Consider the following 25709-nt stretch of genomic DNA (forward strand, 5'->3'; position numbering starts at 1 on the left):
GTGGAGGGTATGGCGGTCAATTTGTCACGGCGGCTGCCTTTGCCATCATCCCGATTTCCGCCTTGTTGCGGGCCTTGGGATGACCGACTAAGACAGTGCCGATCCGGAAGCCAAACATGCGCCTGCTCCAAAAACATTTTTGTGCCATCGCGATGTCGATGTGGGCGGTGTCCACAGCCCATGCCGTGCCGCTGGTCGAGCCGACGCTGCACATCAAGCCGGGTGCAACCGGAGTTGGCCGTGTCGCGCTGACCCTCGATGCCTGTGGCGGCCAGACCGACACGCGCATTCTTTCGGCGCTGGTCGACAACAAGATCCCGGCCACCATTTTCGTCACCGGCATCTGGCTGAAGCGCAACGCCGCCGCCGTCGAGATCATGCGGGCGCATCCTGATCTGTTCGAACTGGAAAACCATGGCGGCCGTCACATCCCGGCCGTCGACACGCCGCAGAAGATCTACGGCATCCGCAGCGCCGGCAGTCCGGATGCCGTGCTGGCCGAAGTCGAATCGGGCGCCGCAGCTCTCGCCGGAACCGGCGAGCCGGCGCCGAAATGGTTTCGCGGCGCGACTGCCGAATACAGCCCGTCGGCCATCGCCATGATCCGCAAGCTGGGCTTCAAGATCGCCGGCTTCTCGATAAACGGCGACGGTGGTTCATTGCTTGGCGCCAGGCAAACCGCCCGGCGCATTGCCGCCGCCAAGGATGGCGACGTCATCATCGCTCACATCAACCAGCCGACCCATGCGGCTGGCGAAGGTGTGGTGCAAGGTCTCCTGGCACTCAGGGACAAGGGCCTGACCTTCGTGCGGCTCGACGACGCCGATGGGGTCGGCAACGACGGGACGACTGATTAATCGACTGGGAACGGCGCTTGGGGTGCGTTGAGATTCAGGTCAGGCTGAGTCGAAAATGGTTGATACCGAGAACCGGAGCGGAGCGTACTTAAGTACGTGAGCACCGGAAGCGGAGGTGTCAGCCATTTGCAGGCCAGTCTCACCTGAATATCGATGCGCCCCTCAGTCGGGCGTGGCTTCGATCGTCACCTTGCTGGCATAGAACGCGCCGTGATCGCGGATTTCCGTCATCTCGTCGAATGGCCGCTCATAGGCCCACATCGCATCCTTGCCTGCCTCGGCGGCGGGCAGCACGCTCCAGTAGCTCGCATCGCCCTTGTAGGGACAATGGGTCGACCGTTCGGTCTTGCCGAGCTGGCTGAAATCGATGTCCTCGAACGGAATGTAGAAAACCTGGGGGTAGGGGGTCTCTGACAGGAGTTTTGCCTTCGTCGACGAGGCGACAATCGTGTTGCCGGCGCGAACGACAACGGTGCCGTGATAGGGCTCGACAGTGATGACCTTGCCCGGGTTGCGTTGAAAGCCTGGTGCCGGGTTTGCAATCTGATCCATGACGGGTTCTCCTTGTCCGGCATTAGGTGTGTCGGACGAGGGCGTTGTGCAATGCACCACCTGAAAGGCCAGGTTAGGCCTGGTCTCTCGTCAAACGGTCGTGCCGGTGAGCCGTCACGCGGCAGTCTGGAACACGTCCATGAGGCCGGCATAGGCAGCAGCGATACCGGCGACCGGATTGCTGCTTCTCGATGTCGTCTCGACCTTCAGCGCGCCACCGCCGGTCGGCAGAGTGAGCAGCAGGAACTGGCGGTTGCCGCCATTGCCGATGGATGCCGCGGCGACATGCTGGCCTTCGCCTTCGTTGTGGACGCACATCTTGAACAGCAGCGTGCCGCCGACCGCCTCAAGGGCGCCGCCCACGACCTCGACGAATTCATCTTCGGAAACGGTTTTGGGATCCGGCGTCAAATCGGCCAGGCTTTCGGCAAGCGAATCTTCGAGAATCTTGTCGTCGAGCTGCGCGTCCATGCGAACCTCTTTCAGTCGCCAATCGCACCCTGCCCGTTAAGGAAGATTAACGCCGACGATGGCCGGATTGTGGCGGTTTCTCCGGTGTTTTCGACGAATGCACCTGATGTACGAGGGTATGGCTGGACAATCTGCCGGTTCGTCCCACAATGGAACGAAAACAACAGACGCAAAAAGCGTAGGGGAGGAACACATGCTCGGACTGATGCAGGAATGGCCGCTGCTCTGCCACAAGCTCATCGACAACGCAGAAAGGCAGCATGGCAAACGCGAGATCGTGTCGCGCTCGATCGAAGGCCCGATCGTCCGCACCACCTACGCCGAAATTCATCGTCGCGCCCTGAAAGTCGCCCAGCGGCTCGAGCGTGACGGGTTTGGGCTTGGCGACCGCATCGCCACGCTGGCCTGGAACAGCGCGCGCCACATCGAGGCCTGGTACGGCATCATGGGCATCGGCGCGATCTACCACACGCTCAATCCGCGGCTGTTTCCCGAGCAGATCGTCTGGATCATGAACAATGCTGAGGATAAGGCGATCTTCGTCGACCTGACATTCATGCCGCTGCTTGAAAAGATCGCCGGCGCGGTCAAATCGCTGAAAAAAATCATCGTGCTGACCGACAGGGCGCACATGCCGCAAACGGCGCTGCCCAACGTCGTCGCCTATGAGGAATGGCTTGACGAAGCCGATGGCGACTTCGCCTGGAAGAGCTTCGACGAAAACACCGCTGCGGGCATGTGCTACACCTCGGGCACCACGGGCGATCCCAAGGGCGTCCTCTACAGCCATCGCTCGAACGTGCTGCACGCCATGATCGCCGCCTTGCCCGACGCAATGGGCATATCCGCGCGGGACACGATCCTCCCTGTGGTGCCGATGTTCCATGCCAATGCCTGGGGCCTCGGCCAGAGCGCGCCGATGATCGGCGCCAAACTGGTCATGCCCGGCTGCAAGATGGACGGCGCCTCGATCTACGAGTTGCTCGACACCGAGAAGGTGACCTTCAGCGCCGCCGTGCCGACCGTGTGGATGATGCTGCTGCAGTATCTGGAGGAGAACGACAAGAAACTCCCCCATCTCAACAAGGTCGTCATCGGCGGCTCGTCCTGCCCGCGCGCCATCACCAAGAAATTCCAGGACAATTACGACGTTGAGGTCATCCACGCCTGGGGCATGACCGAGATGTCGCCGCTCGGCACGCTGTGCACGCTGAAGCCGGAATATACCGGGCTCGAGGGCGAAACCCGGCTCGACCTGCAGCAGAAGCAGGGCTATCCGCCCTTCGGCGTCGAAATGAAGGTGACGGATGACGACAACAAGGCGCTGCCATGGGACGGCAGGACCTTCGGGCGGTTGAAGGTGCGCGGGCCGGCGATCGCCCGCGCCTATTATGGCGGCGTGGGGTCCGAGCAGTTCGACGCCGACGGCTGGTTCGATACTGGCGATGTCGCCCATATCGATGCCGGCGGCTACATGCAGATCACCGATCGCGCCAAGGACGTCATCAAGTCGGGTGGCGAGTGGATCTCGACCATCGACCTCGAAAATCTCGCCGTCGGTCATCCCGACGTGGCCGAAGCTGCCGCCATTGGCGTTGCCCATTCGAAATGGGGCGAGCGGCCCTTGCTTGTCATCGTGCGCAAGCCGGGCAAGGATCCGAGCAAAACCGATATTCTGGCTTTCATGGACGGCAAGGTGGCCAAATGGTGGATGCCCGACGATATCGCCTTCGTTGGCGAAATTCCTCACACGGCAACCGGCAAGATCCAGAAGATCACCTTGCGCCAGCAGTTCAAGGACTACCGCCTGCCGACGGATTGACGGGGATGGCGCGCCTTTTCGCCTTCAAGCCGGCCGCAAAGGTCATCGAGCCTGTTCCATCCCGATTGGATCGGGATGGGGCTCTATTCCTGTGTTGAACATGATCTTTTTCCGAACCGAATGTCAGCGAAGCAAAAACCGGATTCCACTTTTCGGGATCATGCTCTAAGTCTCTATCCGGGTTGGGGTGGCACGGAACATCATGGAAATTCCTGAACGGCAAACGGCCAAGTCGGCCGGCTGGTCGCGGCGCATAGCTGCTTTTGCAGTGGTCCTGCTGCTGACCGTCCTTGTCGGCCATCGCTTCGACCTTGTTGAAACACCGGCTTTCCTGTGGGTGCTGGCGATTGTCGCATTGCTTGCCGCCTTTGCGCTGCTGCTGGCCGGGCTGGCCTTCTCCCGGCTGTGGAATTTCGGCGATCGCGGCGGCCGCGACTTGACTGTCGGCGCCTTGCTGGCACTTCTGGTGCTGGCGCCCTACGGCGTTGCCGCCTACTGGGCGGCGACATTCCCGCCGCTGCGCGACATCTCGACGGATTTCGACAATCCACCGGCGCTCGACACGACTGAGCGGACCAGGGACATGAACGTGCTTTCGCCGCCCACGCCAGGCGAGCAGCGCCTGCAGACCGAGGCCTATCCGCTGGTCACCGGACGCAGCTACAATCTGCCTTTCGAAACCGTCGTCGACGCGGTCGAAGCCGTGCTCGACCGGCGCGACTGGGAGCTTGCCGGGCCATATCCGGCAACGGATGGGCAAAGCGAGGTGACGATCGACGCCGTGGCCAAGGGCTTCGTGCTCGGTCTTCCCGCCGACGTTGCCGTGCGGGTGACCGATGATGGCGATGCGGTTATCGTCGACATGCGCTCGGCCTCGCGCTACGGCCGCTACGACCTCGGCGACAACGCCGCGCGTATCGTCGAGTTTCTGGCCGAACTTGACCAGGAGGTTGCAGGCCAGGTGGGGCCGGCGCCGGCTGAGTGATATGCAGAGCAGCTGGCAACCAATCGGAATCGCTTGCCAAAAATGCGGATTGAGTCTGCGGCCAGACTATTCGGCCGGCTCGTATCTTCCTTGCAGCAAGAATGTCTCCACCGGCCCGAGCGGATTGATGATCCGGCGCTCCAGAATCTCGATAAGTTTGCGTCCGACCCCCGCCATGTCCACGAAATGAACTTCAATCTTCGCCGGCAGGAAGCGGGCAAGCCGCGTGCTGTCACGAGTGACGATGTGGACGTCACGGCCAGGCTCAAGACCCCGCTTGCCGAGAGCGTGCAGCGCTCCCAGGAGGCCCAGTTCGTTGGCACATGCCAGGCCCGTCGGCGGATCTGACGACGCCAGCAGGCGATCGAACCAGGCCGCGCTCGATTCCATGGTGAACATGCCATGACCGATCAGCGATTGGTCGATAGGAAGTCCAGCCTCGGCCATCGCCCTTTTATACCCGGAAAGACGCATGGCGCTCGCCTGATCCTCCGGAACGAGAAGTTGCAGAGCAATGCGTCGACAGCCCTTGTCCATGAGCCGACGGGTCGCCTCGTAGGCAATCTGTTCATTGTCGACATCGACATAAGGATACGCGGTATCCAGGTCGGTTCTTCCAAACGCGACGAATGGCATGCGTTCATCCAGCAGCAGCTTGACGCGCGGATCACCCGACACCATGCGGGTGATGATCAGTCCGTCTGAGCTGCGCGCCTGAAGCTGCCGCTGCACACTCTCGACGGGATCGTCGTCGGGCGTGGTCGAATAGATGGACAGACTATAACCCGCTTGCCGCGCCGCCAGCGTCATGCCTTCGATCAAGGGAAGCTTCAACAGATCGGAAAGGTAGTCGCGTGTCTCCATCGGCAGCACTGCCGTAAGCGTCAGGGTTCGTCCGGTTTTCAGCGCGCGACCATGATGATTTGGGACATAGCCGACCCGCTTCGCCGCCTCCTTGACCCGGGCTATGGTCGAGGGCAGCACTTCCGGCCCATCCTTCAGAGCGCGGGACACCGTGGTCACCGAAAGGGAAAGTTCCGCCGCGATCTGTTTTAGATTGGCCATATCGCCCGACTTCATTTGCGAGAGCGCCGGCTGATCTTGCTGGGCATCGCAACGTTACCGGATTCGATCCGAGGGTCAAATCCAGGCTCGGCGAACCTGAACCGACCTGCCTGGCACCAGCTTGACTCGCGGACTGTTTTCGGCAATCGTAACGTTACGATTAACAAAAAAGCCGATCTTATCGGCACTTTGATGAATCCGGAGGAGGAGAAACCATGTCCCGTTTACTACGCATTTCCCTGGCAGCGATCGCGGTCTCGGCAGCCTTGCCCGTCTATGCCCAGACAGTCACCATCACCACCGCGGGCGGCGACTACGGCAACGCCATCAAGGAGGCCATGTGGGCCCCCGCTGCAAAAGAGCTCGGCTATGATGTCCGCGAGGAGACGCAAAGCGACGGCTTGGCCGCGCTGAAGATGCAGGTCACCTCGGGGGCTATTACGACCGACATCATCCATCTCGGCTCGCCGGAAGGCGCGCAGGCGGCCGCACAGTCGCTGCTGGAGCCGCTCGACTACAAGATCATCGATGCCAACTCCGTGCCGGCCGGCGCGAAGTCCGACTACTGCTATCCGTTCGACTCCTATGGCACCGTCATGTCGTGGAACACCAAGACCTATGGCGAGAATTCGCCGAAGACCTGGGCCGAGTTCTGGGATGTTGCCAAATTCCCGGGCCGTCGCGCCCTGCGCGCCAATGCGCAGGACTTGATCGAGATCGCGCTGCTCTCCGATGGCGTGGCGCCCGCCGACGTCTATCCCGTGCTCAGCACGCCGGAGGGTCTGGAGCGCGCCATCAAGCGGCTTGAGGCGATCAAACCGAATGTCTCGGTCTGGTGGACTTCGGGAGCGCAGTCCGCGCAGTTGCTGAAAGACGGCGAGGCGGATCTGGTCGTTACCTGGAACGGCCGGGCGCAGACCGTGAAAGCCGATGGCGGCACGGTTGACTACACGTTCAAGGGTTCGGTCATCGGCACCGACTGTCTGGCGGTGCCGAAGGGAGCGCCGAACAAGGAAGCAGCCATGAAGCTCATCGCGGCGATGACGCAGCCCGCGCGCGTGGCGAAGCTGACCGACTTCATCGCCTATGGTCCTGTCAATCCTGCTGGCTATGAGGGTGGCCTTATTCCCGAGGACCGTCTGAAGACCCTGGCGACCGCGCCTGAAAATGCCGGCACTTCGGTGTTCTCGAACGCAGACTGGTGGGTCAAGAACGGCGAGGCCGCCCAAAAGGCCTTCGATGAAATGATGAACCGCTGAGTCTCGAATTCATCAGCTCCAAGGCTGCAGCTCATGATGAAGTCGCTCCCGATCACCATCGACAGCGTGCGCAAGACCTATGGGTCGTACGTCGCGCTGGACGATGTCTCGCTCGACATTCAGGCTGGCGAATTCCTCACGCTGCTCGGGCCATCCGGATCCGGCAAGACCACGCTGCTCATGGCTCTGGCCGGGTTTGTCCGGCCCGATTCCGGCAGGCTCCTGTTGGACGATCGCGACATTACCCGTCTGGCCCCCAACAAGCGCGACATCGGCATAGTGTTCCAGAACTACGCCTTGTTTCCCCACATGAACGTTCTGGCAAACGTCGAGTATCCCTTGGTGCTGCGCAAGACTCCGAAAGCCGAGGCCCGCCAGCGGGCACTCGACACCTTGGCTCGCGTGAAGCTCGAAGGTTTGGCCGAGCGCAACATTGCCGCATTGTCCGGCGGACAGCGCCAGCGAGTGGCGCTGGCACGGGCGATCGTCTTCGAACCACGCGTGATGCTGATGGATGAGCCGTTGTCGGCGCTCGACAAGAATCTGCGCGAAACAATGCAGTACGAGATCCGGCGTCTGCACGATGATCTGGGGATCACCACCATCTATGTGACGCATGACCAGCGCGAAGCGCTGATCATGTCCGACCGGGTTGCGGTGATGAATTCCGGCCGCATTCAGCAGATCGACACGCCGCAGCGGATTTATGATCGTCCATCGACCCGCTTCGTCGCGGAGTTCATGGGCGAGGCCAACATTGTGGCCCCGGGCTCGCTGCGCAGAATAGACGGCACCGATGCGTCAAGCGAAGCTCTGATGATCCGCGCGGAAAGCTTCCACCTCGATGCAAAGCTGGTTGGGCGAGACGGGGTGGCGCTTGAGGGAACGCTACGCGCCAAGGCGTTTCGCGGCGAAAACTGGCTTTTGACGCTGGCGCTTGACGGCGGGCAGGAGATTCTTGTCTGCATTCCGGCGGCGCTGGCCAGTGGCTGCGCCGAACTTGCCGCCGGTCAGCGGGTGACCGCCTATGCACCAGCAGCGAAAGTTCACGCGATACCGGGAGCGAGAGCGTGACCGTCATCGCCGATCCCGCGCTGGCGGCAGACGCTCGACGCGAGCGGCGGTTCTTCCTCTCGCTTTCACTGCCCGCGCTTGTCATCGTTGGACTGGCGGCGATCCTGCCCATCGTCTGGATCATCCGGCAATCCTTCCTGACCACGGGGGGCGAATACACGGTCGGCAATTACGAGAAGGTGCTTTCGAGCGGACTGACATGGTCGGCGCTCGTCACAACGCTTGAGCTATCCCTGGGCACGCTGGCGATCTGCATTCTACTCGGTACCCCCCTGGCACTCGCCCTAGCCAGCGCCAGACCGAGGGTGGCCAATCTGCTGATGGCCTTCGTCATGCTGCCCTTGTGGACCTCCATTCTGGTGCGCACCTATGGCTGGCTCGTGCTCTTGCGGCGCGATGGCCTGATCAACGCGGCTTTGACCGGCTCAGGCCTGACAGCCGAGCCATTGCCGCTGGTCTACAACTTCACGGGAACACTCATCGGCATGGTTCACTACATGCTGCCGCTCTTCCTGCTGCCCGTTTATGCCGCGATGCGCGATATCGACGCAAACCTCGTCCGCGCGTCGGCGAGCATGGGCGCCACGCTCGGGCAAACGATCCGCACCGTCATTCTGCCGCTTTCAGCCGGCGGCATCTTCTCGGGTTCGATCATCGTCTTCATCTACACCATAGGTTTCTTCATCACGCCGGCGGTGCTTGGCGGCGGCAAGGTAAATCCTCTCTCCATCCGGATAGAGCGCACGCTGTCGACCTTTCAGGATTGGGGATCGGCGAGCGTCCTGGGTATTCTGCTCCTCATCTTGATGGCGTTGGTGGGTGTGATGTTCCTGGCTGCACGGCGGCTGATTGCCGGGCTCAAGATCGGTACAGCCCATGCTTGAAGCCTATCCAGACAACAGGCTGGCCCGCATCCTCCTGTGGAGCTTTTGCGCGCTCGTGATGGCGTTCCTGATGCTGCCGACGCTGGTCGTCGTCCCGCTCTCCTTTTCGTCGTCCAATCTTCTCGAGTTCCCACCACGCGCATACTCGTTGCGCTGGTACGAGACTTTCTTCGGTTCGGCGACATGGATGGCCGCACTCAGGACGAGCCTGATCCTCGGGACATTGACGGCGATGATCGCAGTGCCCCTGGGGTTGCTGGCCTGCATCTCGATGAACAGGCTCGGCGGAAAGGCCGCCGTAGCCATTCAGGGCGTTCTGCTCACCCCGTCCGTCGTGCCGGGCATCCTGCTGGCGATCGGTCTGTTCTTTGTTCTGGCGGCGCAACGCCTGGTCGGAACGCTGTTCGGTGTGCTGGTCGGACACGTGGTGCTGGCCATTCCGGTCGCGTGCATTGTGTTGCTGCCGGCTCTGGCCCGCTTTGACTGGAACCAGGTTCAGGCGGCGCGCAGCCTCGGCGCAAACTGGGCGAGAGCCATTGGCGGCATAATTGTCCCGCAGCTTCAGATCAGTCTGCTGTCGGCCACGCTGATGGCCTTCCTGACCTCGCTTGACGAGTCCGTGATTTCGATCTTCGTCGCCAGCGGTCAAAACAGCACGCTGCCGAAGCTCATGTTCCTGTCGCTGCGCGATCAGATCGATCCGACCATTGCGGCGATCTCGACATTATGGACCGTCATCGTCGTGGCCGTCGTCCTGATTGTGACCCTTCGCCAAAAATCCTGACCGAGACTGGAAAAATGCCCACAAATCATCGCGCAGCCGGTGCTCCGGCGGACCAATCATCAGACATACCCCAGGTCGGGTTGGCGATCATCACCGGCTCGGCAAACTGGGGGCTTGCCTTCCCGGAAGATGTCGAATTCGAGGGCGTGCACACCTTGCGGCGCGACATGAGTTTTGAAACGCCTTTCGGTCGTTCCGACAACTGGAAGCTTCTTGAGTTCGATGCATCGATTACAGCCGAAGGCCAAGCGAAACATGCCTTGTGCATGTATTCGCACGGCAATCCGCGCGACCATATCGACCATTCCTGCCATCGCCGCGCGTTCTGGGTCTTGATGCAGGCGGGTGTAAGGCAAGTGCTGGCCTGTTCGACCATCGGCGCCGTCAACAAGGCGATCCAGCCCGGAGACATGGTGGTGAACGCCGATATCATCGAACTGTCGCAGACCCCGTTTTCACTGCTGCCTGGCCGCCAGAGCTTCGACTGCTCGGGCAAGCAGATCGTATGTCCAAGATGTGCGGCATTGTTGGTCGAAACCGCCCGGCGCCATTGGCCTGCCGAATGCCGCGTTCATGGCATCGAACAGCAATTGGTCGCTGCCCACTGCTACGGGCCGCGACTGACAACTCCCGCCGAAGCCTTGGCGTTTCGCAGCATGGGGGCGGATGTGCTCAACCATTCGATCGCCCCAGAGGCGACCTTGTCGCGCGAGATCGGTGCATGTTTCGTGCCCTTGGCATTCGTCACCGCCGGCTTCAACGACTACATGGACCGCAATCGCCAGAAATTGCTGCAGGAGGACGTGTTGCCGAGCCTCTCCATGACGGCATCGCGGGTCGCGCTGGACACCGCGGCACGACTTCCGGTCAATCCGGAATGCTCTTGCCATGGTTTGAAATCGCCTCAACCAGCAGAGCGCTCCAGCCGTTTCTGAGTTTGTCAGCGGTGTGGCGCGAACGCGTGCCGAGGTCTAACCCACCGGCACAAAAATGCTGTCGATGGCCGGGTCGCCGTCGGTGCTGACCAGGCCGCGCGCCACCAAGTCTTCCAGATGGGCAAGCACCGACAGGCCGGCGGCGCCATGGAGGCGCGGGTCGGTATCCCTGTAGATCGCCTCGACCATATCCTTGATCGTCCGGTCGCCGCCCCTGATCCGCTCCAGGATCGCCCGCTCGCGCATCTTGCGATGGGTTTTCAGGCCACGCATGAAGCTGCGCGGGGCGCCGACCGGCCCACCATGGCCGGGCAATAGCAGACGGTCACCGCGCTCGATCAGGCGGTCCAGAGAAGCCATGTAGTCGGCCATGGCGCCGTCGGGCGGCGCGACGATGGAGGTCGCCCACGCCATCACATGATCGGCCGGGAACAGGATTCCGGTTCCTTCTAGCGCAAAAGCCGCGTGATTGGCGGTATGGCCTGGCGTGAGCACCGTTCTCAGCGCCCAGCCGTCGCCGTCGACCACCGTATCGTCGGCGAGTGCGATATCCGGAACGAAAGCGGTGTCGGCGCTGGCGTCGAGCGGATTGAGCTCGCCGATGCGCAACGGTCTTGCCGGGCGATGCGGGCCTTCGGCCAGCACGATGGCGCCGGTGCGCTGCTTCAGCCGGGCTGCCAGTGGGGAATGGTCGCGATGCGTGTGACTGACGAAAATATGGCTGACCGGCCGGTTTGCGATCACCTCGAGCAGTGTCCTGAGATGTGCGTCGTCATCCGGACCCGGATCGATCACCGCCAGCGTCTCGCGTCCGATGACGTAGCTGTTGGTGCCGTGAAAGGTAAACGGGCTCGGGTTTTTGGCAGTGACGCGCTGGACGTCGGGCGCGACAGTGACGCCATGGCCGTAGCGGGGATCGAAGCTCGTATCGAATTTGAGGGCCATGAGGACGTTGTTCAACCCTGTTTCCGGTGGCGGCAAAACCGATTGCCGCATAGCACGGAAGCCAATATAGGAAAACGCGAGGCCGCAATCAGCGGCAATCCGGAATGGGGTAGACCATGGCAATTGCAACGACGATGCGTCCGCTTGTTTCTCTCGCTCTGCCGCAAGAGGGCGCGGCCCGCCTGGCAACGCAGCTTTTGCTGGCGATCGCCGGCACTCTGCTGTTGACCTTGTCGGCCAAGACGAAAGTTGTGCTCGGACCGGTCGACATCTCGATGCAGACGCTCGCCGTGTTGCTGATCGCCGCGGCGTTCGGCCTGCGCCTTGGCGTCGGCACGCTGCTTCTCTACATGGCCGAAGGCGCCATGGGCTTCCCGGTGTTCCAGAGCACGCCGGAAAAGGGCATCGGCATCGCCTATATGCTCGGCTCGACCGGCGGCTATCTCGCCGGCTTCGTGGTCATGGCGGCGATCGTCGGCTGGGCGGCCGATCGCGGCTGGGATCGCCATCCGGTCAAGCTTTTCAACGCGATGCTGGTCGCCGAAATCGTCATGATGGCGATGGGCTTTGCCTGGCTGGCGTTTTTGATCGGCCCGGAAAAGTCGTGGCAGTTCGGCGTCCTGCCCTTTGTCGTCGGCGACCTGATCAAAGTTGCGCTCGCCGCGAGCCTTGTGCCGGCCGCCTGGTCGCTGCTGCCGAAAAGCTCCTGAAATCATCCGATCCATGAAAAAGCCGGCAGGCGCCAGGCCTGCCGGCTTTTTTCATGCCGCCGCCTGCCGGGCCGCCGATCAAACGGGGGCAGGTCGGCGTTAAGCGTGTGAGCACCGGTTCAGGATGGATACCGACGCCCATCTTGCAATCGCCATCATCTGGCGGATGATGGCCGGTCGAGATTGACAAGCCATGGCGCGAAACCCTAAGCACGAGCAACTTGATTTCCTGGCGGGGGCCTCGGCAATTCAAGGAGAGCTTTTTGAAAGGAATAATCCTTGCTGGAGGCAGTGGAACGCGTCTTTATCCGCTAACATTAGCGATCTCTAAGCAAATCCTTCCAATATATGACAAGCCGATGATCTATTACCCGCTGAGCGTATTGATGCTCGCGGGAATTCGCGAGATTCTGATTATCTCGACACCGCGAGACTTGCCGATTTTCCGGGAGTTGCTCGGCGACGGTTCGGAATTCGGGCTCGACCTGTCCTATGCCGAGCAGCATCATCCCAACGGCCTTGCCGAAGCCTTCATCATCGGCCGCGATTTCATCGGTAAGGACAGCGTGTCGATGATTCTTGGCGACAATATCTATTTCGGCGAGGGCCTGTCGCAGCTCTGCCGCGACGCAGCGGCGCGCGAAGGCGGCGCATCGGTGTTCGCCTATCATGTCGACGATCCGCAGCGCTACGGCGTGGTCTCGTTCGACAAGGTCAGCGGCACCGCCTTGACGATCGAGGAAAAGCCGCAAAAGCCGCGATCCAATTGGGCCGTCACCGGCCTCTATTTCTACGACAACGAGGTCGTCGACATCGCTTCGACAATCCGCCCCTCGGAGCGCGGCGAACTCGAGATCACGGCGGTCAACAACGTCTACCTCGAACGCGGGCTGCTGCATGTTCATCAGCTCGGCCGTGGCTATGCCTGGCTCGACACCGGCACGCATGACAGCCTGCATGAAGCCTCTTCCTTCGTGCGCACGATCGAGCACCGCCAGGGCATCAAGGTCGCCTGTCCGGAAGAAATCGCTTTCGAGCAAGGCTGGCTGACGGCGGACAAGGTTCTGCAGCGCGCCACGCGGCTGGGGAAGAACGAATATGCCGCCTATCTGCGCAGGCGCGTCACCGAGTTGACGGAGAACTAGGGTGCTGGAGATCAGGCCACTCGGCCTCGACGGAGTGCTGGAGATCGTCCCCAGGCGACACGGCGACGCGCGCGGCTTCTTCATCGAAACCTGGAATGCCGAGAGCTTTGCAGAGGCCGGCATCGACTTGCGTTTCGTGCAGGACAATCATTCTTATTCCGCTGCCGCCGGTGTTTTGAGGGGGCTGCACTATCAGCTCTCACCACGCGCGCAGGACAAGCTGCTGCGTGTTATCCGCGGCAGCATCCTCGACGTTGCGGTCGATATCCGCCGCGGCTCGAAGAGCTTTGGAAAATGGGTCGCCCTCGAGATATCGGCCGACAAGGGCAACCAGATTCTGGTGCCAAAGGGCTTCGCGCACGGCTTTGTCACGCTCGTACCGGACACCGAGGTTCTGTATAAGGTAACCGACACCTATTCACCGGCGCATGACCGATCGATCCGTTTCGACGACCCTGCCATCGGCATTGAATGGCCTTCGATCCATGGCGGGTTTCAGCTTTCGGACAAGGACCTCAAGGCGCCGACGCTTGGCATGGCGGAGGTGTTTGCGTGAGAGATGCTCGCATAAGGAGAGCGGCATGAATTTTCTGGTGACTGGCGGTGCCGGCTTCATCGGTTCGGCGGTGTGCCGGCATTTGTGCGCCAATCCGGCCTACCGGGTGACCAACCTCGACAAGCTGACCTATGCGGGAAACCTTGCCTCGCTGCGGCCGATCGAGAATGCGCACAACTATAAGTTCGAGCGAGCCGACATTTGCGACGAGCGAGCGGTTCTCGAGATCCTGCATCGCGACGAGATCGACGTCGTCATGAATCTCGCCGCCGAAAGCCATGTCGACCGCTCGATCGACGGACCCGGCGCCTTCATCGAGACCAACATCGTCGGCACCTATCGCATTCTGAATTCCGCCCTGGACTATTGGCGTGGCCTTCCCGAAGAGCGGCAAGGCCGTTTTCGCTTCCATCATGTTTCGACGGACGAGGTGTTTGGCGATCTTCCCTTCGACAGCGGCATGTTTGTCGAAGAAACGCCCTACGCACCATCCTCGCCATATTCCGCCTCGAAGGCGGCCTCGGACCATCTGGTAAGGGCCTGGCACGAGACCTATGGCCTGCCGGTCGTGCTCTCCAATTGCTCGAACAATTACGGGCCCTACCATTTTCCTGAAAAACTCATCCCGCTGGTCATCCTGAACGCGCTCGACGAGAAGCCGTTGCCGGTCTATGGCGCCGGCGCCAACGTGCGCGACTGGCTGTTCGTCGAGGACCATGCGCGCGCGCTGGAGCTTGTTGCGACCAGGGGAAGGCCGGGCGAAAGCTACAATGTCGGCGGCAATTCGGAGCGGACGAATCTGGGCGTCGTCGAGACCATCTGCGACCTGCTTGACATCAGGCGGCCTCGAAAAGGCGGCAAAAGCCATCGCGACCTGATCAATTTCGTCACCGACCGCCCCGGCCACGACCGCCGCTATGCGATCGACGCCTCCAAGATCGGCCGTGAGCTCGGCTGGACGCCGGCTGAAAGTTTCGACAGCGGCCTGGCAAGGACGGTCGACTGGTTCCTCGGCAACAAATGGTGGTGGGCGCCGATCCGCGAACAGCGCTATGCCGGCGAGCGGCTGGGCCACGGCCAGGCCGAAGGCAGGAAGGGCGCGGCGTGAGGCTGGTTGTCACCGGACGCGACGGTCAGGTCGCCGCCAGCCTGCTGGAGGCCGGACAACGGCGCGATGGCGTCGAGGTCGTCGCCATCGGCCGGCCAGCGCTCGATCTGGCGCGGCCCGACACAGTGTTCGAAGCACTCGCGGCATCGCGACCGGACATAGTGGTGTCGGCTGCCGCCTACACCAATGTCGACCAGGCCGAGGACGAGCCTGATCTCGCCTTCGCGGTGAACGCCGTCGGTGCCGGCAACGTCGCCGAGGCTGCCGCCCAGCTCGGCGTGCCCGTCATCCATCTTTCGACCGACTATGTCTTCGACGGCACGAAGGACGGCGCCTATGTCGAGACCGACGCGACGGCTCCGCGTAATGTTTACGGCGCCTCCAAGCTTGCCGGAGAACAAGCAGTGGCCAAGGCCAATCCGCGCCATCTGATCCTGCGCACGGCTTGGGCCTATAGCCCGTTCGGCAAGAATTTCGTCAAAACTGTGCTGTGGCTCGCCGCCGATCGCGACGAGATAGCGGTGGTGGCCGACCAGTGGGGGAACCCGACTTCGGCGCTCGATCTCTCCGACGCAATCCTGCTGTCGGCGGCAATGCTGCATAGCGCCAAGGGCTTTGAGGGCTACGGCATCTACCACCTTACTGGCACCGGCGAGACCAACTGGAGCGGCTTTGCCCGTCATATCCTGGGCACAAGCAAGGCGCATGGTGGTCCTTACGCGCGAGTGCGGGATATCACTACGGCGGACTACCCGACCAAAGCGCGGCGTCCCGCCAATTCACGCCTCTCGACGACAAAATTCGCAGCCACATTCGGATGGACAGCGCCCGATTGGCACCGTTCCACCGAAGAGGTCGTGTCTCGTCTCCTGGCTGACGAACGAGACCGGCGCGGACCTTATGAACCAGCAGGCGTCACCGGAGAATTTTGATGGCAGTTCAGTTATTTGTTCCGAATTTCCGCATTGAAGAATGCCTGTCGGAAATCCGTGAGTGTCTTGAAAAAGGATGGACAGGCCTTGGCTTCAAGACTGCCGAGTTTGAGACGGCGTGGAAGACCTATACCGGACTTCCGCACGCCCACTTCCTGAACTCCAACACGGTCGGACTTCACTTGGCTTTTGAGCTTTTCAAATCCAAGCACGGATGGAGCGACGATGATGAAGTCATCACGACGCCGTTGACTTTCGTTTCGACCAATCACGCAATTCTCTATGCAGGCCTCAAGCCGGTCTTCGCAGACGTCGATGAATACCTCTGCCTCGACCCCGAAAGCGTGCTCAAGCGAATCACCGACAAAACAAAAGCGCTGATATTCGTTGGCATGGGAGGCAATACGGGCCGGTATCAAAAGATACTGGAGATTTGTCGCGCGCATGACATCAAGCTGGTGCTCGATGCGGCCCATATGTCAGGCACGCGGGTCAACGGAACGCACATTGGCAGTGATGCAGATGCGACGATATTCAGTTTTCAGGCCGTCAAGAACCTTCCTACCGCCGATTCAGGAATGATCTGCTTCAAGGAAGCGGAGGACGATGAGCGCGTTCGCAAACTAACCTGGCTGGGTATCAACAAGGACACATATGCCCGCACGGCTGCCCAGGGCGCCTACAAATGGATGTATGATGTCGAGGAGGTTGGCTACAAATATCACGGCAACTCGATCATGGCTGCGATTGCCATCGTTCAGCTGAAATATCTTGATGTCGATAACGCTTTCCGGCGTCAACTGGCAATCTGGTATCGTCAGCATCTTGAGGGTCACAACCATGTCAATGTGGTTCAGACCGTGGAGGGTTGTGAGTCTGCCCAGCACCTTCTCCAGATTCGGATTCAGAACCGCGACAATCTGATGCTTGCCCTCAACGAGCACGGTGTCTATCCCGGCGTTCATTATCGCGACAACACTGACTACCGGATGTACGCCTTCGCGGCGGGCACCTGCCCGAATGCGGCGGCCGCAAGCAAGGAAATCATTTCGCTGCCGCTACATCTTCGGATGACCAAGGCGGATGTGGATCTGGTTTCAGAATTGGTTCTCAAATACGCTCAATGAAACAGCAACTTGCTCCCTTTGGAGACGGCACGATTGTCTTGAGGCTTGTGGAAGAGCGAGATCTCAAGACGCTTCTCGATTGGCGCAATCGTGACGACGCACGTACGTGGTTCAAGACGTCCGATAAACTCACATTTGACAGCCACCTTGCCTGGTACAAGCGCTACCTCCAAAAGGAGGATGACTTTTTCTTTCTGGTTGAAGCTGCCGGCCGGCCGGTCGGCCAATGCGGGATCTACGATATCGATCGCAACGACGGAAGCGCCGAGATCGGGCGATTTCTGGTTGCTCCGGAAATGGCTGGGAATGGCTATATAAAGCGCTCGTGCTCGGAACTCGTGCGTTTCGGAACTCATGTCCTCAAATTGCCCTATGTGTTTCTTGAAGTGATGGAGCAAAATACAAGGGCTATCGGGCTCTACGCTCGATGCGGCTTCGTCGAGGAAAGCCGCTCCGACGGCCTGGTCCGCATGGGCCTCACTAGAGGCGAGATCGAATGATACCAAGCGAGCAGCTCTACAACGACGCGTTGGCGTCGCTGAAGCTTTGGCGAGTCTGGACCTTCCTGGGCGTTCAAGACATCAAGGCGCGCTTCCGACGTTCATTTATTGGCCCTTTGTGGATTCTGTTGAATCTGGCGTTCTTCGTCGGCGGCGCTGGCTTTGTCTATGGCGTTATGTTCGGCCAGCCAATGGCCGATTTTTTGCCCTTTTTGATCACGGGCTTTGTCATTTGGGGGTTCCTGCTTTCATCATTCGTCGAAGCCGGCGCGGCTTTCGTTGGGTCCGAGGGCTACATCAAGCAATTCTCTTACCCCAAACAAATTTATCTTTTGCGGGCTCTTGTTGCGTACAGCATCGTCTTGTTGATCGGCTTCTCGGCGATAATTCCGATGCAGCTCATATTTCACAACTTCAGCATCGTGGGCTGGGTATTCGCCGTTCCTGGGCTTTGCCTGTTATTGATTGCTGCCCTCGGCCACATCGTAATTTCAGCATATGTCGGAACCCGTTTCAGAGATTTGCCTTTTGCGCTGGCGGGAATCCTTCAGGTTATCTTTTTCGTCACCCCAATCATGTTCCCGATCAAGGTGCTTCAGGCCAAGCATCTCGATTTCGTGTATCAGTACAATCCACTCTACTACCTGATAGATATTGTTCGCCATCCCATTCTTGAAGGGGGATTTCCTCCTTTTGAGAACTACGCCTTTGCGACATTATATGCTTTCGTGGTTTGGGTTGTTGCAGCAGCCGTTGCCCGCCGCCTCGACAACCGTTTGGTTTTCCTGCTTTGACCGACCTCACAATCAATCTCGAGGAGGTAGGAATTCGCTTTGAGGGCGATCGCAACAGCGGCGGCTTCAAGGACTTGCTCGCTGCCCGCCTGACTGGTCGAAACCCGAACTCATTCACCTACAGCGTAGACGCGCTTCGTCAGGTGAACCTCAGGATCGGAAGCGGCGAACGGGTAGGCCTGATCGGCCTCAATGGCGCCGGCAAAAGCACGCTGCTGAAAGTCATGGCGAAGATCTACCCTCCTACGTCCGGAAGAGTCACTGTGCGGGGCCATGTTTGCCCGATGTTCGAATTTGCGACCGGTTTCGAGATGAACCAGTCCGGTTGGGACAATATTCGTATCCGCGGCCTGCTGCTTGGCATGTCGCCCGCAGAGATCGAGGAAAAATTGCCTGAGATCGGGGCGTTCACTGAACTCGGAGAGTTTCTGGATTATCCCGTTCGCACCTATTCGGCCGGAATGTTTGTCCGTCTCGCCTTCGCCGTGTCGACCAGCATCAACCCCGAGATTTTGTTGATCGACGAGGTGATGGGCGCTGGCGACATCAGGTTCGCGGACAAGGCCAAGCGCCGGATGTACGAATTCATGGAGCAAGGCAAGATACTTGTCTTCGCAAGCCATGCGGCGCCTCTCCTGGAATCTTTTTGCAAGCGGACCATCTGGCTTGAAGCAGGTGGTGTTCGCATGGATGGAGAAACGTCTGAGGTTCTTGATTGCTACTCGCGCGCTAATTTACCAAACACATGATTGGCTGAATTCCGATGAAAGTCAGAGACATTATTAAGGACACCCTCTGGACGCCTGGCTTCGGGTATTCGGACGATCATAAGCCGGCTATTTCCGTCTTGCTGCCGACTTACCGGCGGGGCGCAAGCGGGCTATTCCGCAAGGCGGTTGAATCCGTTCTCGAACAAACGCTGGAAGATATCGAGCTCATCATCATCGACGATGCAAGCACTGATGGCACCGCCGACCAGATCGCAGAGTTTATGCGCAAAGACGGGCGCGTGAGCTGCCTAAGACATCCGCGCAACATCGGGTTGCCTGCCGTCTCCGAATTCGAGGCTTTCACCAAGGCCCGGGCCGACTTCATTGCGTTCGCCTTCGATGACGATTTCTTCTATGCGGACGCGCTAGAGAAACTGCTCGAACATAGCCTCGAGAACCCTGGCCGTGTTTGCTACGGACAGGTCGTAACACGCGCGATGGAGCGCGGATCTTCAGTCGTCCATTTGGGAAGGCTAGGACAGCCGCTAAACTACTTTAATCTACGGAGCTGGAACTCGATTCCAAACTGCGCTGTCTTGCTTCCGCGGTTTGTTATCGAAGACATAGGGTTCTACGATCCTCATATTGTCATGTCGCGAATCTGTGATTGGGACCTTTGGCGCAGAGTAGGCGAGCGCTATTTGCTGCAACATGTAAATGTTGACGTTGGCGAAGTCACCGGCCCGGCAACGGATGATTCACTTGGTAAAACATACGCGCTGGTTCCCGGCGCCAGCGAAGAGTGGATGCGCTCGGGACAGAGAAGCCTTGCTCCCAATGATATTCTCGAAGTTGACGTATTTTCGTCGAGGCTGGGTATCTCCAGCCGAACAACCGGCACAATTGAGGACCTTGCAGCAAATCACATTACTAATCGCCCTTGGTTGAGTGAAGAATCATCACTCCGAGGAGCGGCGCAAGACAAATCGATATTTGTTTTGACCCAGCGTCATGACGCTTCCACGACGCTTTGTTTCGATTATCTCCCACGAGCGGTGCGCGGAAGCATGCGCATCATACGTTCTCAGGGCGGATTTCCGCTCTCTGAACTAGCACACGCCTCATGCATCATCGTCGTCAGGCATTTTGACGTGCATGGCGACTGGATTGATGCCGCAGTAAAGCTCGGAATACCTATGTATTACTTTATCGACGATAATATTATGGAACTTGTTTTGAAGGAGTCATATAAGGATATCGAAGATTTCTCTTTGAATGCCATTCGCCTAAAACTCAGAAATTTTTCCGGGGTTCTTGTCAGTACCTCTCGACTTGCCGAGTATTTTGAGGCGAATCTTCTGCATAAGAATGTATGCATCTTCCCAATTAGCTATGCAGCCTCCCCACCAAAGCTTCCAGTCGCCAAAAGAAAGACTGGAGCTGGACTGACAATTGCGTCCGTTGGTGGCAAACATCGGCATCGTGGCCTTAAAGATTATGTATTGCCGGCGCTTAGACAAATAGCAGACAAAACATGTAAGATACATATCGTAGTTGGGGGATGCTTTCCTGAGGACTACGATAATTTCAAGGAAATAGGTATTCAGGACGAAAACTTTGAAATTACACTGCTTCCGTTTGACGTTGATTGGAATCGTGCCGTATTGCAGATTTCTGAGTACAACCCAGACATTGTTGTTCATTCTCCGAGCCAAACGGCCAACAACAAATATAAAACGTTGAATGTCGCGCTATGCGCATATCTTCTCAACGCACTGCTCGTCGTTCCGAATGATGAGCCCTACGACACGCCCGAGTTTGATGCCTCTGCAATAAGAGTGGAACCGTCTCAAGAACCGAGAGCATGGTTCCTCGCATTGAAGGAGATCATCTCGACCCGTGAAACTTGGGACCGCTATAAGCAGGCGAACGCAACCTTCTGCCGGACACATTTTTCCGGCGAACAGAACTTGATTGTTCTGAATGAGATTCTCGAAAATGCACCGGTCGTCAACCCGACGCTTGTGGAGTCTCGGTTGAAGGAGATGTATTTTTCCAAGGCATCCGCCAGTACGAGCTCGCCGGATGCCGAGCCACTTAGAATGAGCCTGCTTGAGCTCTCTTCTTTGAGATCAAGAATTCGGCGTTATCGCCGGTTCAAGCCGCGATTGTCTCATGAGGATTTGTGGCCTCGTATCTCGCCTGCCTTCGAGGACATTCGTCAATACATCCTGGCGAACAGGATACGAACCGCGAACAGCTATCTCGAATTGTCGGATGCTATCCAGGACAAAGATTTTGTCGAGTATCCGATTCTGCTTAAGAGCGGGACGCTTCGGAGCATTTCCTGCGCGTTTTCATCAGAGGGCTTTCACGAGGGATTTGTCGGGGTAGAATTGGTTGATCCTGATGGGAAAATTGTAACTCAATCGGGACTTCCTCTTGAGTCAGTAAACCTTCAGTTTCCGATCACCTTTGATCTGAAAGAAACCGTGGTCCCACAAGGTGGTACATGGCAGCTTCGCTTATTTGCTCGCTCCAAGTGGCCAGTCTACGCGCTGGAGTTCGCGACCTATTCCCGTTTCGGTTGGACCCGCCAAGCGGTTGCTCCGTTTGCTAAGGTCGAATACGCCGACAAGGCGCAAGTTGTGAAGAATGTTGCCAACGGGAGAGCAATCGGAGGTGTCTCGACGACACCGGTCCAACAGCGATCATAGGCTGCAAGCCGTGAACGATCCATGGTAGCCATGTCAAGCGTCGCCAACATACTGGTCATAATCGAGGCGGAGATCGCCACTACACATTTGATCGAGCAGATTATGACGGCGTGCGCCTCGCACGGTGTTCACCATCGAACGCAGTTTCTCGACCGGCTACGAGCCTCTGATATTACGCCAGATACCATCCCGATGTTCGTAAGATGCGCCGATCCCTTGGTCTTGTCGTGGACGCAAGCCTTGTTCGACGCAAATCGACCCTATGCGTACTATATCGATGATAATTTTTGGCGTATCATTGGTCATACTCCGCTGGCCGCGTATTACCGGCATCCGCTGGTGAGAGCTTCCCTAAAGTTTGCTGTCTCTCACGCACAAGCGGTGGTTACCAATTCTGTTGAGTTGAGCCGGTTTCTTTCCAGTTTCAGCAACCATGTGACAGTTCTCCCGTCGTTTTTCGATTTCTCTCTCATTGAGGGAGTGAAGCCATCTCCCACCGACGAAATCCGGATCGGCTTTGCGGGAAGTCCCTCACGCATTGACGATCTGGATTTGATATCGCCGCTTATCGAACCGACTCTGGTCAGATTCCCAAAGGCGATATTTGAGTTCGCTGGCGTTCTTCCAAAGGGCGTTGCGACTGGAGAGCGCGTCCGCTTTTTTCCGCACACCGGCGATTACAATGCGTACATCAAGTTTCAGGCTCAGAGAAATTGGGCGATCGGGCTGGCGCCGCTAGTGGATCACGAAGCCAATCGTGGCAAAACCGACAATAAATACCGCGAATATGCCGCGTGCCGTATCGCCGGCATTTACTCCGACATTCCACCCTATAGCGATGTGGTGAAGCACTCAGTCACTGGGTGGCTGGTCGAGGGGATCCAATCATCCTGGTTCGAAGCGCTTGCGACCCTTCTTGACCAGCCCGACAAGCGAGCGGCTTTGGCAAATGCCGCCTTTGAGGACGTCAAGTCGCGCTATGACGTGTCACATGTTTCCCACCAGTGGGCGCGCTTTTTCAAGCAGCTTGCCGAGCAACTTTCAGCAGATGCCAAACCTCTCTACCAAAGCAGTTTGAATGCCAAGAGATTCTGGCGGCGGCTTGAGCGAATAAAGCTTCATCTCGGTATAATTTTTGAAGAGGGCGGCGTTCCTTTGGTGGTTTTGCGCATTTTGAGAAAAATGCGACGATAAAGAAGGCATAAGTTCTTTTGAAAGATTGCCAAAACTCGTCGCGATCCTCGCGCCGGCAAGGCAACCAGCTCAAGGTCCTGTCAGGATTGGAACGTGACGATATAGGCTTGGCCCCCGGAGCCAAGATTCGCCAACTCGACACTATCCAGATTTTTTCGACCGACAGTGCGGATGATTTTCTGAATGTATGCGTCTGAATAATTACGATGTAAAAACCGAACTCCATCGATGTTTTCGTAAAATTCAACAACATCACGACCGTCGCTCAGCCAGGTCGTGAAGATGCATGCCGTCTGTGCGACGCGAAGCAGTTCACTCACGAACGATTTGATCTCTGGAATATGACCAAGCACCTCGAAGCACAGCACGACATCGAACTCCTGGTCTCTAAAAACAAGTTCATATCCGTCGCCATAAAGAAATTGTCCCTGAGGGAAGTTTTCCCTCGCAATCTCAAGCATCTTCACTGACGAATCGACCCCTGTATATCTTGCGGTCACAGGTAGATTGGTTACGAGCTTTTCGTAAATAAGGCCGGTTCCGGAGCCGACTTCCAAAATGGACGTTTGCGCACCAGTAACATAGCGAGAGACGATGTCGACCAACTGTTCGCGATGAGCAGCTTCCTCGGCGGACTCCTGCCAAATCGCCTGGATCTCGTTGGCAACGCCGCTAATGTCCCAATTCTCCCAATCTCGACTCATCGGAGGACTCCCGGTTGACTTGACGCAATTGCGCGGAATTTCAGTTGAGCTCAAGTGAGCACCGTTGTGAGGGAATCCACTCGACCACTTTTGAGCGTCAGTCGCTTTGTGCATACGCTTTCGACAAGGCTCTCATTGTGGCTCGCCAGAACGATGATGCCTGCCTTTTCCGCAAGTTCGTCCATGCGCCTTTTGGCCTTGTCCTGAAAAGAGGCGTCACCCGCTCCGATCCATTCATCCATCAGCAGGATCTCCGGTTCGAGCGATGTCGCCAGTGAAAATGCCAACCGCGCGGCCATGCCCTGGCTGTAGGACTTGAACGGCAGGTCGATGAAGTCGCCGAGCTCGCTGAAGGCGATGATACTCTCCATTTTTTCTTCGATCTCAGCTTCCGTCCATCCGTTGATCAATCCACGCAGAACGATGTTCCTGCGCCCCGTGGCCTCGCGACGAAAGCCTATGTTGATGTTGAACAGCGCGTCGACCTTGCCTTCGATGGTGATGCTTCCCCCCGATGGCTCGTAGATCCCATAGAGCACCTTGAGAAGTGTTGTCTTGCCGGCGCCGTTCGGGCCGACCAGCCCCAATCGGTCGCCTGCCTTGAGTTCGAAACTGATGCCGTCGAGAGCCTGCACAAATTGCTTTCTGCCTGAGCTCTCGATTCGGCCGCCTGGTCCGCCCGCGCGCCGATCGGGCGCGGAAAGCGTCAGCTTCTCGTGCAGTTTGTAGACCAGGCTAATATTCTGCAGCTTGATGGAAACCATCGAAAACTCAAATCAAGAAGACGACTTGCTTGCGATATCGGCCAAGCAACAGCAATGCAATCGCCCATACTGCCAGTGATATGATGCCGGTTACGGCGAAAGCGTGCATAGGCAATTCGCCGCTGATGATCGGAACACGCACGATCTCCAGAAAATAGGTGAACGGATTCCAGTGGTAGGCGTATTTTTGAATGCCGTCTTGTCCGTTGTATACCCAGAAGACGGGCGTGAAAAACATACCGACCCGCATCATGTTGCCGACGATGAATTCGCTGTCCGGGAAGAAAGCGCCGACAAAAGCGAAGACTGTAATGACGGCCGGTGTGGCCAGCAGGATCACGAGTAGCCCCGCGAGCGACCAAAGCCATGCAGCGTTAAGTGCTGAACCGCTCAGGACCAGAATGACTACGCAACCCGCGATCGCATAGCCCGCGCGAATAATAGACTGCAGCGCCAAGCGCATCACATACACAAACAACGGCAGCGTCGTACCTTCTATGAAGCTCTCTTCGCGTTGAAAGAGCGAGACGCTGAGGGAAATGATCTCCATCAGGTAGAACCATACCAGAAGGCCGATGGCGACATAGGCGGCATAGCCCGCAGCATCGTTGCCGGCGGGCTGGAACACGAAAACGAATGTGCCCACGAACGCAACATAGTTGACCAGCAGCCAAAGTGGGCCAAGCGTCGTGCGTCTGTGCTGGTCGCCGATATCCTCGTGGGCAAGCGCCACCCACACCCGATGCAGCCGGATAGCCTTGCTGATATCGTCGACAGCGCCGTTCAGTGCCGCAATCATTGCTCGTGGGTCGCAATCTTTTGTTGTGCTTGCATATCCCAAAGCCCGAAGGCCACCAAAGGTTGCTCTTCATAGCCATTGCGGCGCGCATTTAGCAACGCATTGCGTCGCAATGAAGTCGCGATGGGACAGGAATTTCTTGCGACAAAGTCGAATCCCGCAACCCTGGATCGCAATCCGCGCGATATCGGCTCGACAATGCCGGCTTTTGAGAGCGATCGCATTGCAAAGCACGTTTTTGGCCGTGGCTGATTGACAGCCCATCTGTCGGAAGATCTTGCTCCGGTGCGTCCGGCGTTCCGAACCACTCCGCAAT

Annotated in this window: 26 protein-coding genes; 19 read left to right on the forward strand and 7 right to left on the reverse strand. The window is 58.4% G+C overall.

The window, feature by feature from the left end:
- Positions 1 to 116 precede the first annotated feature (116 nt).
- Positions 117 to 857: a polysaccharide deacetylase family protein gene (locus AC1DVW_RS00265; RefSeq protein WP_477320648.1), complete on the forward strand. Its 741-nt coding sequence runs from the start codon at positions 117 to 119 to the stop codon at positions 855 to 857.
- 162 nt (positions 858 to 1019) lie between these two features.
- Here the strand turns inward: AC1DVW_RS00265 and AC1DVW_RS00270 are convergent, their stop codons facing one another.
- Both AC1DVW_RS00270 and AC1DVW_RS00275 read right to left on the reverse strand, forming a co-directional pair.
- Positions 1020 to 1409 carry a DUF427 domain-containing protein gene (locus AC1DVW_RS00270; RefSeq protein ID WP_477320649.1) on the reverse strand — a complete coding sequence of 130 codons (390 nt, stop codon included), beginning with the start codon at positions 1407 to 1409 and terminating at the stop codon, positions 1020 to 1022.
- Between the two features lie 114 nt (positions 1410 to 1523).
- Positions 1524 to 1880, reverse strand: coding sequence for a hypothetical protein (locus AC1DVW_RS00275; RefSeq protein ID WP_477271887.1), 357 nt, complete (start codon positions 1878 to 1880; stop codon positions 1524 to 1526).
- Positions 1881 to 2073: 193 nt separating this feature from the next.
- Here AC1DVW_RS00275 and AC1DVW_RS00280 point away from each other — a divergent pair, with 193 nt between their 5' ends.
- Both AC1DVW_RS00280 and AC1DVW_RS00285 read left to right on the forward strand, forming a co-directional pair.
- The gene (locus tag AC1DVW_RS00280; protein WP_477320650.1) at positions 2074 to 3702 is read left to right on the forward strand and encodes a fatty-acid--CoA ligase; all 1629 of its coding nucleotides are present in this window, start codon (positions 2074 to 2076) and stop codon (positions 3700 to 3702) included.
- A 199-nt stretch (positions 3703 to 3901) separates the two neighbouring features.
- Entirely contained in the window at positions 3902 to 4687 is a 786-nt protein-coding gene (locus AC1DVW_RS00285) for a DUF1499 domain-containing protein (RefSeq protein WP_477321547.1), read from the forward strand.
- A 66-nt stretch (positions 4688 to 4753) separates the two neighbouring features.
- On the opposite strand, the gene AC1DVW_RS00290 is transcribed toward AC1DVW_RS00285, so the two are convergent.
- On the reverse strand, positions 4754 to 5767 hold the full coding sequence (locus AC1DVW_RS00290; RefSeq protein WP_477320651.1) for a LacI family DNA-binding transcriptional regulator: 1014 nt from the start codon (positions 5765 to 5767) through the stop codon (positions 4754 to 4756).
- A 200-nt stretch (positions 5768 to 5967) separates the two neighbouring features.
- On the opposite strand from AC1DVW_RS00290, the gene AC1DVW_RS00295 reads away from it, so the two are divergent.
- The 5 genes from AC1DVW_RS00295 to AC1DVW_RS00315 are packed head-to-tail and all read left to right on the forward strand — an operon-like array spanning position 5968 to position 10688.
- Entirely contained in the window at positions 5968 to 7011 is a 1044-nt protein-coding gene (locus tag AC1DVW_RS00295; RefSeq protein ID WP_477243618.1) for an ABC transporter substrate-binding protein, read from the forward strand.
- A gap of 36 nt (positions 7012 to 7047) precedes the next feature.
- Entirely contained in the window at positions 7048 to 8085 is a 1038-nt protein-coding gene (locus tag AC1DVW_RS00300; protein ID WP_477244022.1) for an ABC transporter ATP-binding protein, read from the forward strand.
- Positions 8082 to 8969, forward strand: coding sequence for an ABC transporter permease (locus tag AC1DVW_RS00305; RefSeq protein WP_477243620.1), 888 nt, complete (start codon positions 8082 to 8084; stop codon positions 8967 to 8969). The genes AC1DVW_RS00300 and AC1DVW_RS00305 overlap by 4 nt, the downstream gene beginning before the upstream one ends.
- Entirely contained in the window at positions 8962 to 9753 is a 792-nt protein-coding gene (locus tag AC1DVW_RS00310) for an ABC transporter permease (protein ID WP_477243622.1), read from the forward strand. The genes AC1DVW_RS00305 and AC1DVW_RS00310 overlap by 8 nt, the downstream gene beginning before the upstream one ends.
- A 14-nt stretch (positions 9754 to 9767) precedes the next feature.
- Positions 9768 to 10688: a phosphorylase family protein gene (locus AC1DVW_RS00315; protein WP_477320652.1), complete on the forward strand. Its 921-nt coding sequence runs from the start codon at positions 9768 to 9770 to the stop codon at positions 10686 to 10688.
- A gap of 36 nt (positions 10689 to 10724) precedes the next feature.
- Here the strand turns inward: AC1DVW_RS00315 and AC1DVW_RS00320 are convergent, their stop codons facing one another.
- Complete coding sequence (locus AC1DVW_RS00320) at positions 10725 to 11633, reverse strand: MBL fold metallo-hydrolase (protein WP_477321549.1); 909 nt, start codon at positions 11631 to 11633, stop codon at positions 10725 to 10727.
- Between the two features lie 116 nt (positions 11634 to 11749).
- On the opposite strand from AC1DVW_RS00320, the gene AC1DVW_RS00325 reads away from it, so the two are divergent.
- The 11 genes from AC1DVW_RS00325 (at position 11750) to AC1DVW_RS00375 (ending at position 23126) form a co-directional block, all read left to right on the forward strand.
- Entirely contained in the window at positions 11750 to 12343 is a 594-nt protein-coding gene (locus AC1DVW_RS00325; protein ID WP_477320653.1) for a biotin transporter BioY, read from the forward strand.
- Between the two features lie 263 nt (positions 12344 to 12606).
- Positions 12607 to 13488, forward strand: coding sequence for a glucose-1-phosphate thymidylyltransferase RfbA (rfbA, locus tag AC1DVW_RS00330; protein ID WP_477320654.1), 882 nt, complete (start codon positions 12607 to 12609; stop codon positions 13486 to 13488).
- Position 13489: 1 nt separating this feature from the next.
- Positions 13490 to 14044, forward strand: coding sequence for a dTDP-4-dehydrorhamnose 3,5-epimerase (rfbC, locus tag AC1DVW_RS00335; protein ID WP_477320655.1), 555 nt, complete (start codon positions 13490 to 13492; stop codon positions 14042 to 14044).
- Positions 14045 to 14069: 25 nt separating this feature from the next.
- Positions 14070 to 15152 carry a dTDP-glucose 4,6-dehydratase gene (rfbB, locus tag AC1DVW_RS00340; RefSeq protein WP_477320656.1) on the forward strand — a complete coding sequence of 361 codons (1083 nt, stop codon included), beginning with the start codon at positions 14070 to 14072 and terminating at the stop codon, positions 15150 to 15152.
- Complete coding sequence (rfbD, locus tag AC1DVW_RS00345; RefSeq protein WP_477320657.1) at positions 15149 to 16084, forward strand: dTDP-4-dehydrorhamnose reductase; 936 nt, start codon at positions 15149 to 15151, stop codon at positions 16082 to 16084. Before rfbB ends, rfbD begins: the two co-directional genes overlap by 4 nt.
- Entirely contained in the window at positions 16084 to 17211 is a 1128-nt protein-coding gene (locus tag AC1DVW_RS00350; RefSeq protein ID WP_477320658.1) for a DegT/DnrJ/EryC1/StrS family aminotransferase, read from the forward strand. Before rfbD ends, AC1DVW_RS00350 begins: the two co-directional genes overlap by 1 nt.
- Entirely contained in the window at positions 17208 to 17711 is a 504-nt protein-coding gene (locus tag AC1DVW_RS00355; RefSeq protein ID WP_477320659.1) for a GNAT family N-acetyltransferase, read from the forward strand. Before AC1DVW_RS00350 ends, AC1DVW_RS00355 begins: the two co-directional genes overlap by 4 nt.
- Complete coding sequence (locus AC1DVW_RS00360; protein ID WP_477320660.1) at positions 17708 to 18505, forward strand: ABC transporter permease; 798 nt, start codon at positions 17708 to 17710, stop codon at positions 18503 to 18505. The genes AC1DVW_RS00355 and AC1DVW_RS00360 overlap by 4 nt, the downstream gene beginning before the upstream one ends.
- Positions 18502 to 19254: an ABC transporter ATP-binding protein gene (locus tag AC1DVW_RS00365; protein ID WP_477320661.1), complete on the forward strand. Its 753-nt coding sequence runs from the start codon at positions 18502 to 18504 to the stop codon at positions 19252 to 19254. Before AC1DVW_RS00360 ends, AC1DVW_RS00365 begins: the two co-directional genes overlap by 4 nt.
- 14 nt (positions 19255 to 19268) lie before the next feature.
- Positions 19269 to 21932, forward strand: a complete 2664-nt coding sequence (locus AC1DVW_RS00370; RefSeq protein ID WP_477320662.1) for a glycosyltransferase family 2 protein — start codon at positions 19269 to 19271, stop codon at positions 21930 to 21932.
- A 30-nt stretch (positions 21933 to 21962) separates the two neighbouring features.
- The gene (locus AC1DVW_RS00375; RefSeq protein WP_477320663.1) at positions 21963 to 23126 is read left to right on the forward strand and encodes a glycosyltransferase; all 1164 of its coding nucleotides are present in this window, start codon (positions 21963 to 21965) and stop codon (positions 23124 to 23126) included.
- Between the two features lie 80 nt (positions 23127 to 23206).
- Here the strand turns inward: AC1DVW_RS00375 and AC1DVW_RS00380 are convergent, their stop codons facing one another.
- Genes AC1DVW_RS00380 through AC1DVW_RS00390 form a run of 3 tightly spaced genes read right to left on the reverse strand, consistent with a single transcriptional unit; the run spans position 23207 to position 25393 of the window.
- A complete protein-coding gene (locus AC1DVW_RS00380; protein ID WP_477320664.1) occupies positions 23207 to 23830 on the reverse strand; it encodes a class I SAM-dependent methyltransferase in 624 nt (207 codons plus the stop codon).
- A gap of 50 nt (positions 23831 to 23880) precedes the next feature.
- Positions 23881 to 24594 carry an ABC transporter ATP-binding protein gene (locus AC1DVW_RS00385; protein ID WP_477320665.1) on the reverse strand — a complete coding sequence of 238 codons (714 nt, stop codon included), beginning with the start codon at positions 24592 to 24594 and terminating at the stop codon, positions 23881 to 23883.
- Positions 24595 to 24601: 7 nt separating this feature from the next.
- Positions 24602 to 25393 (reverse strand): ABC transporter permease, encoded by a 792-nt coding sequence (locus AC1DVW_RS00390; protein WP_477320666.1) that lies wholly within the window; start codon positions 25391 to 25393, stop codon positions 24602 to 24604.
- Positions 25394 to 25709: the final 316 nt, after the last annotated feature.

This window comes from Mesorhizobium sp. P3_B5, from assembly GCF_056402815.1.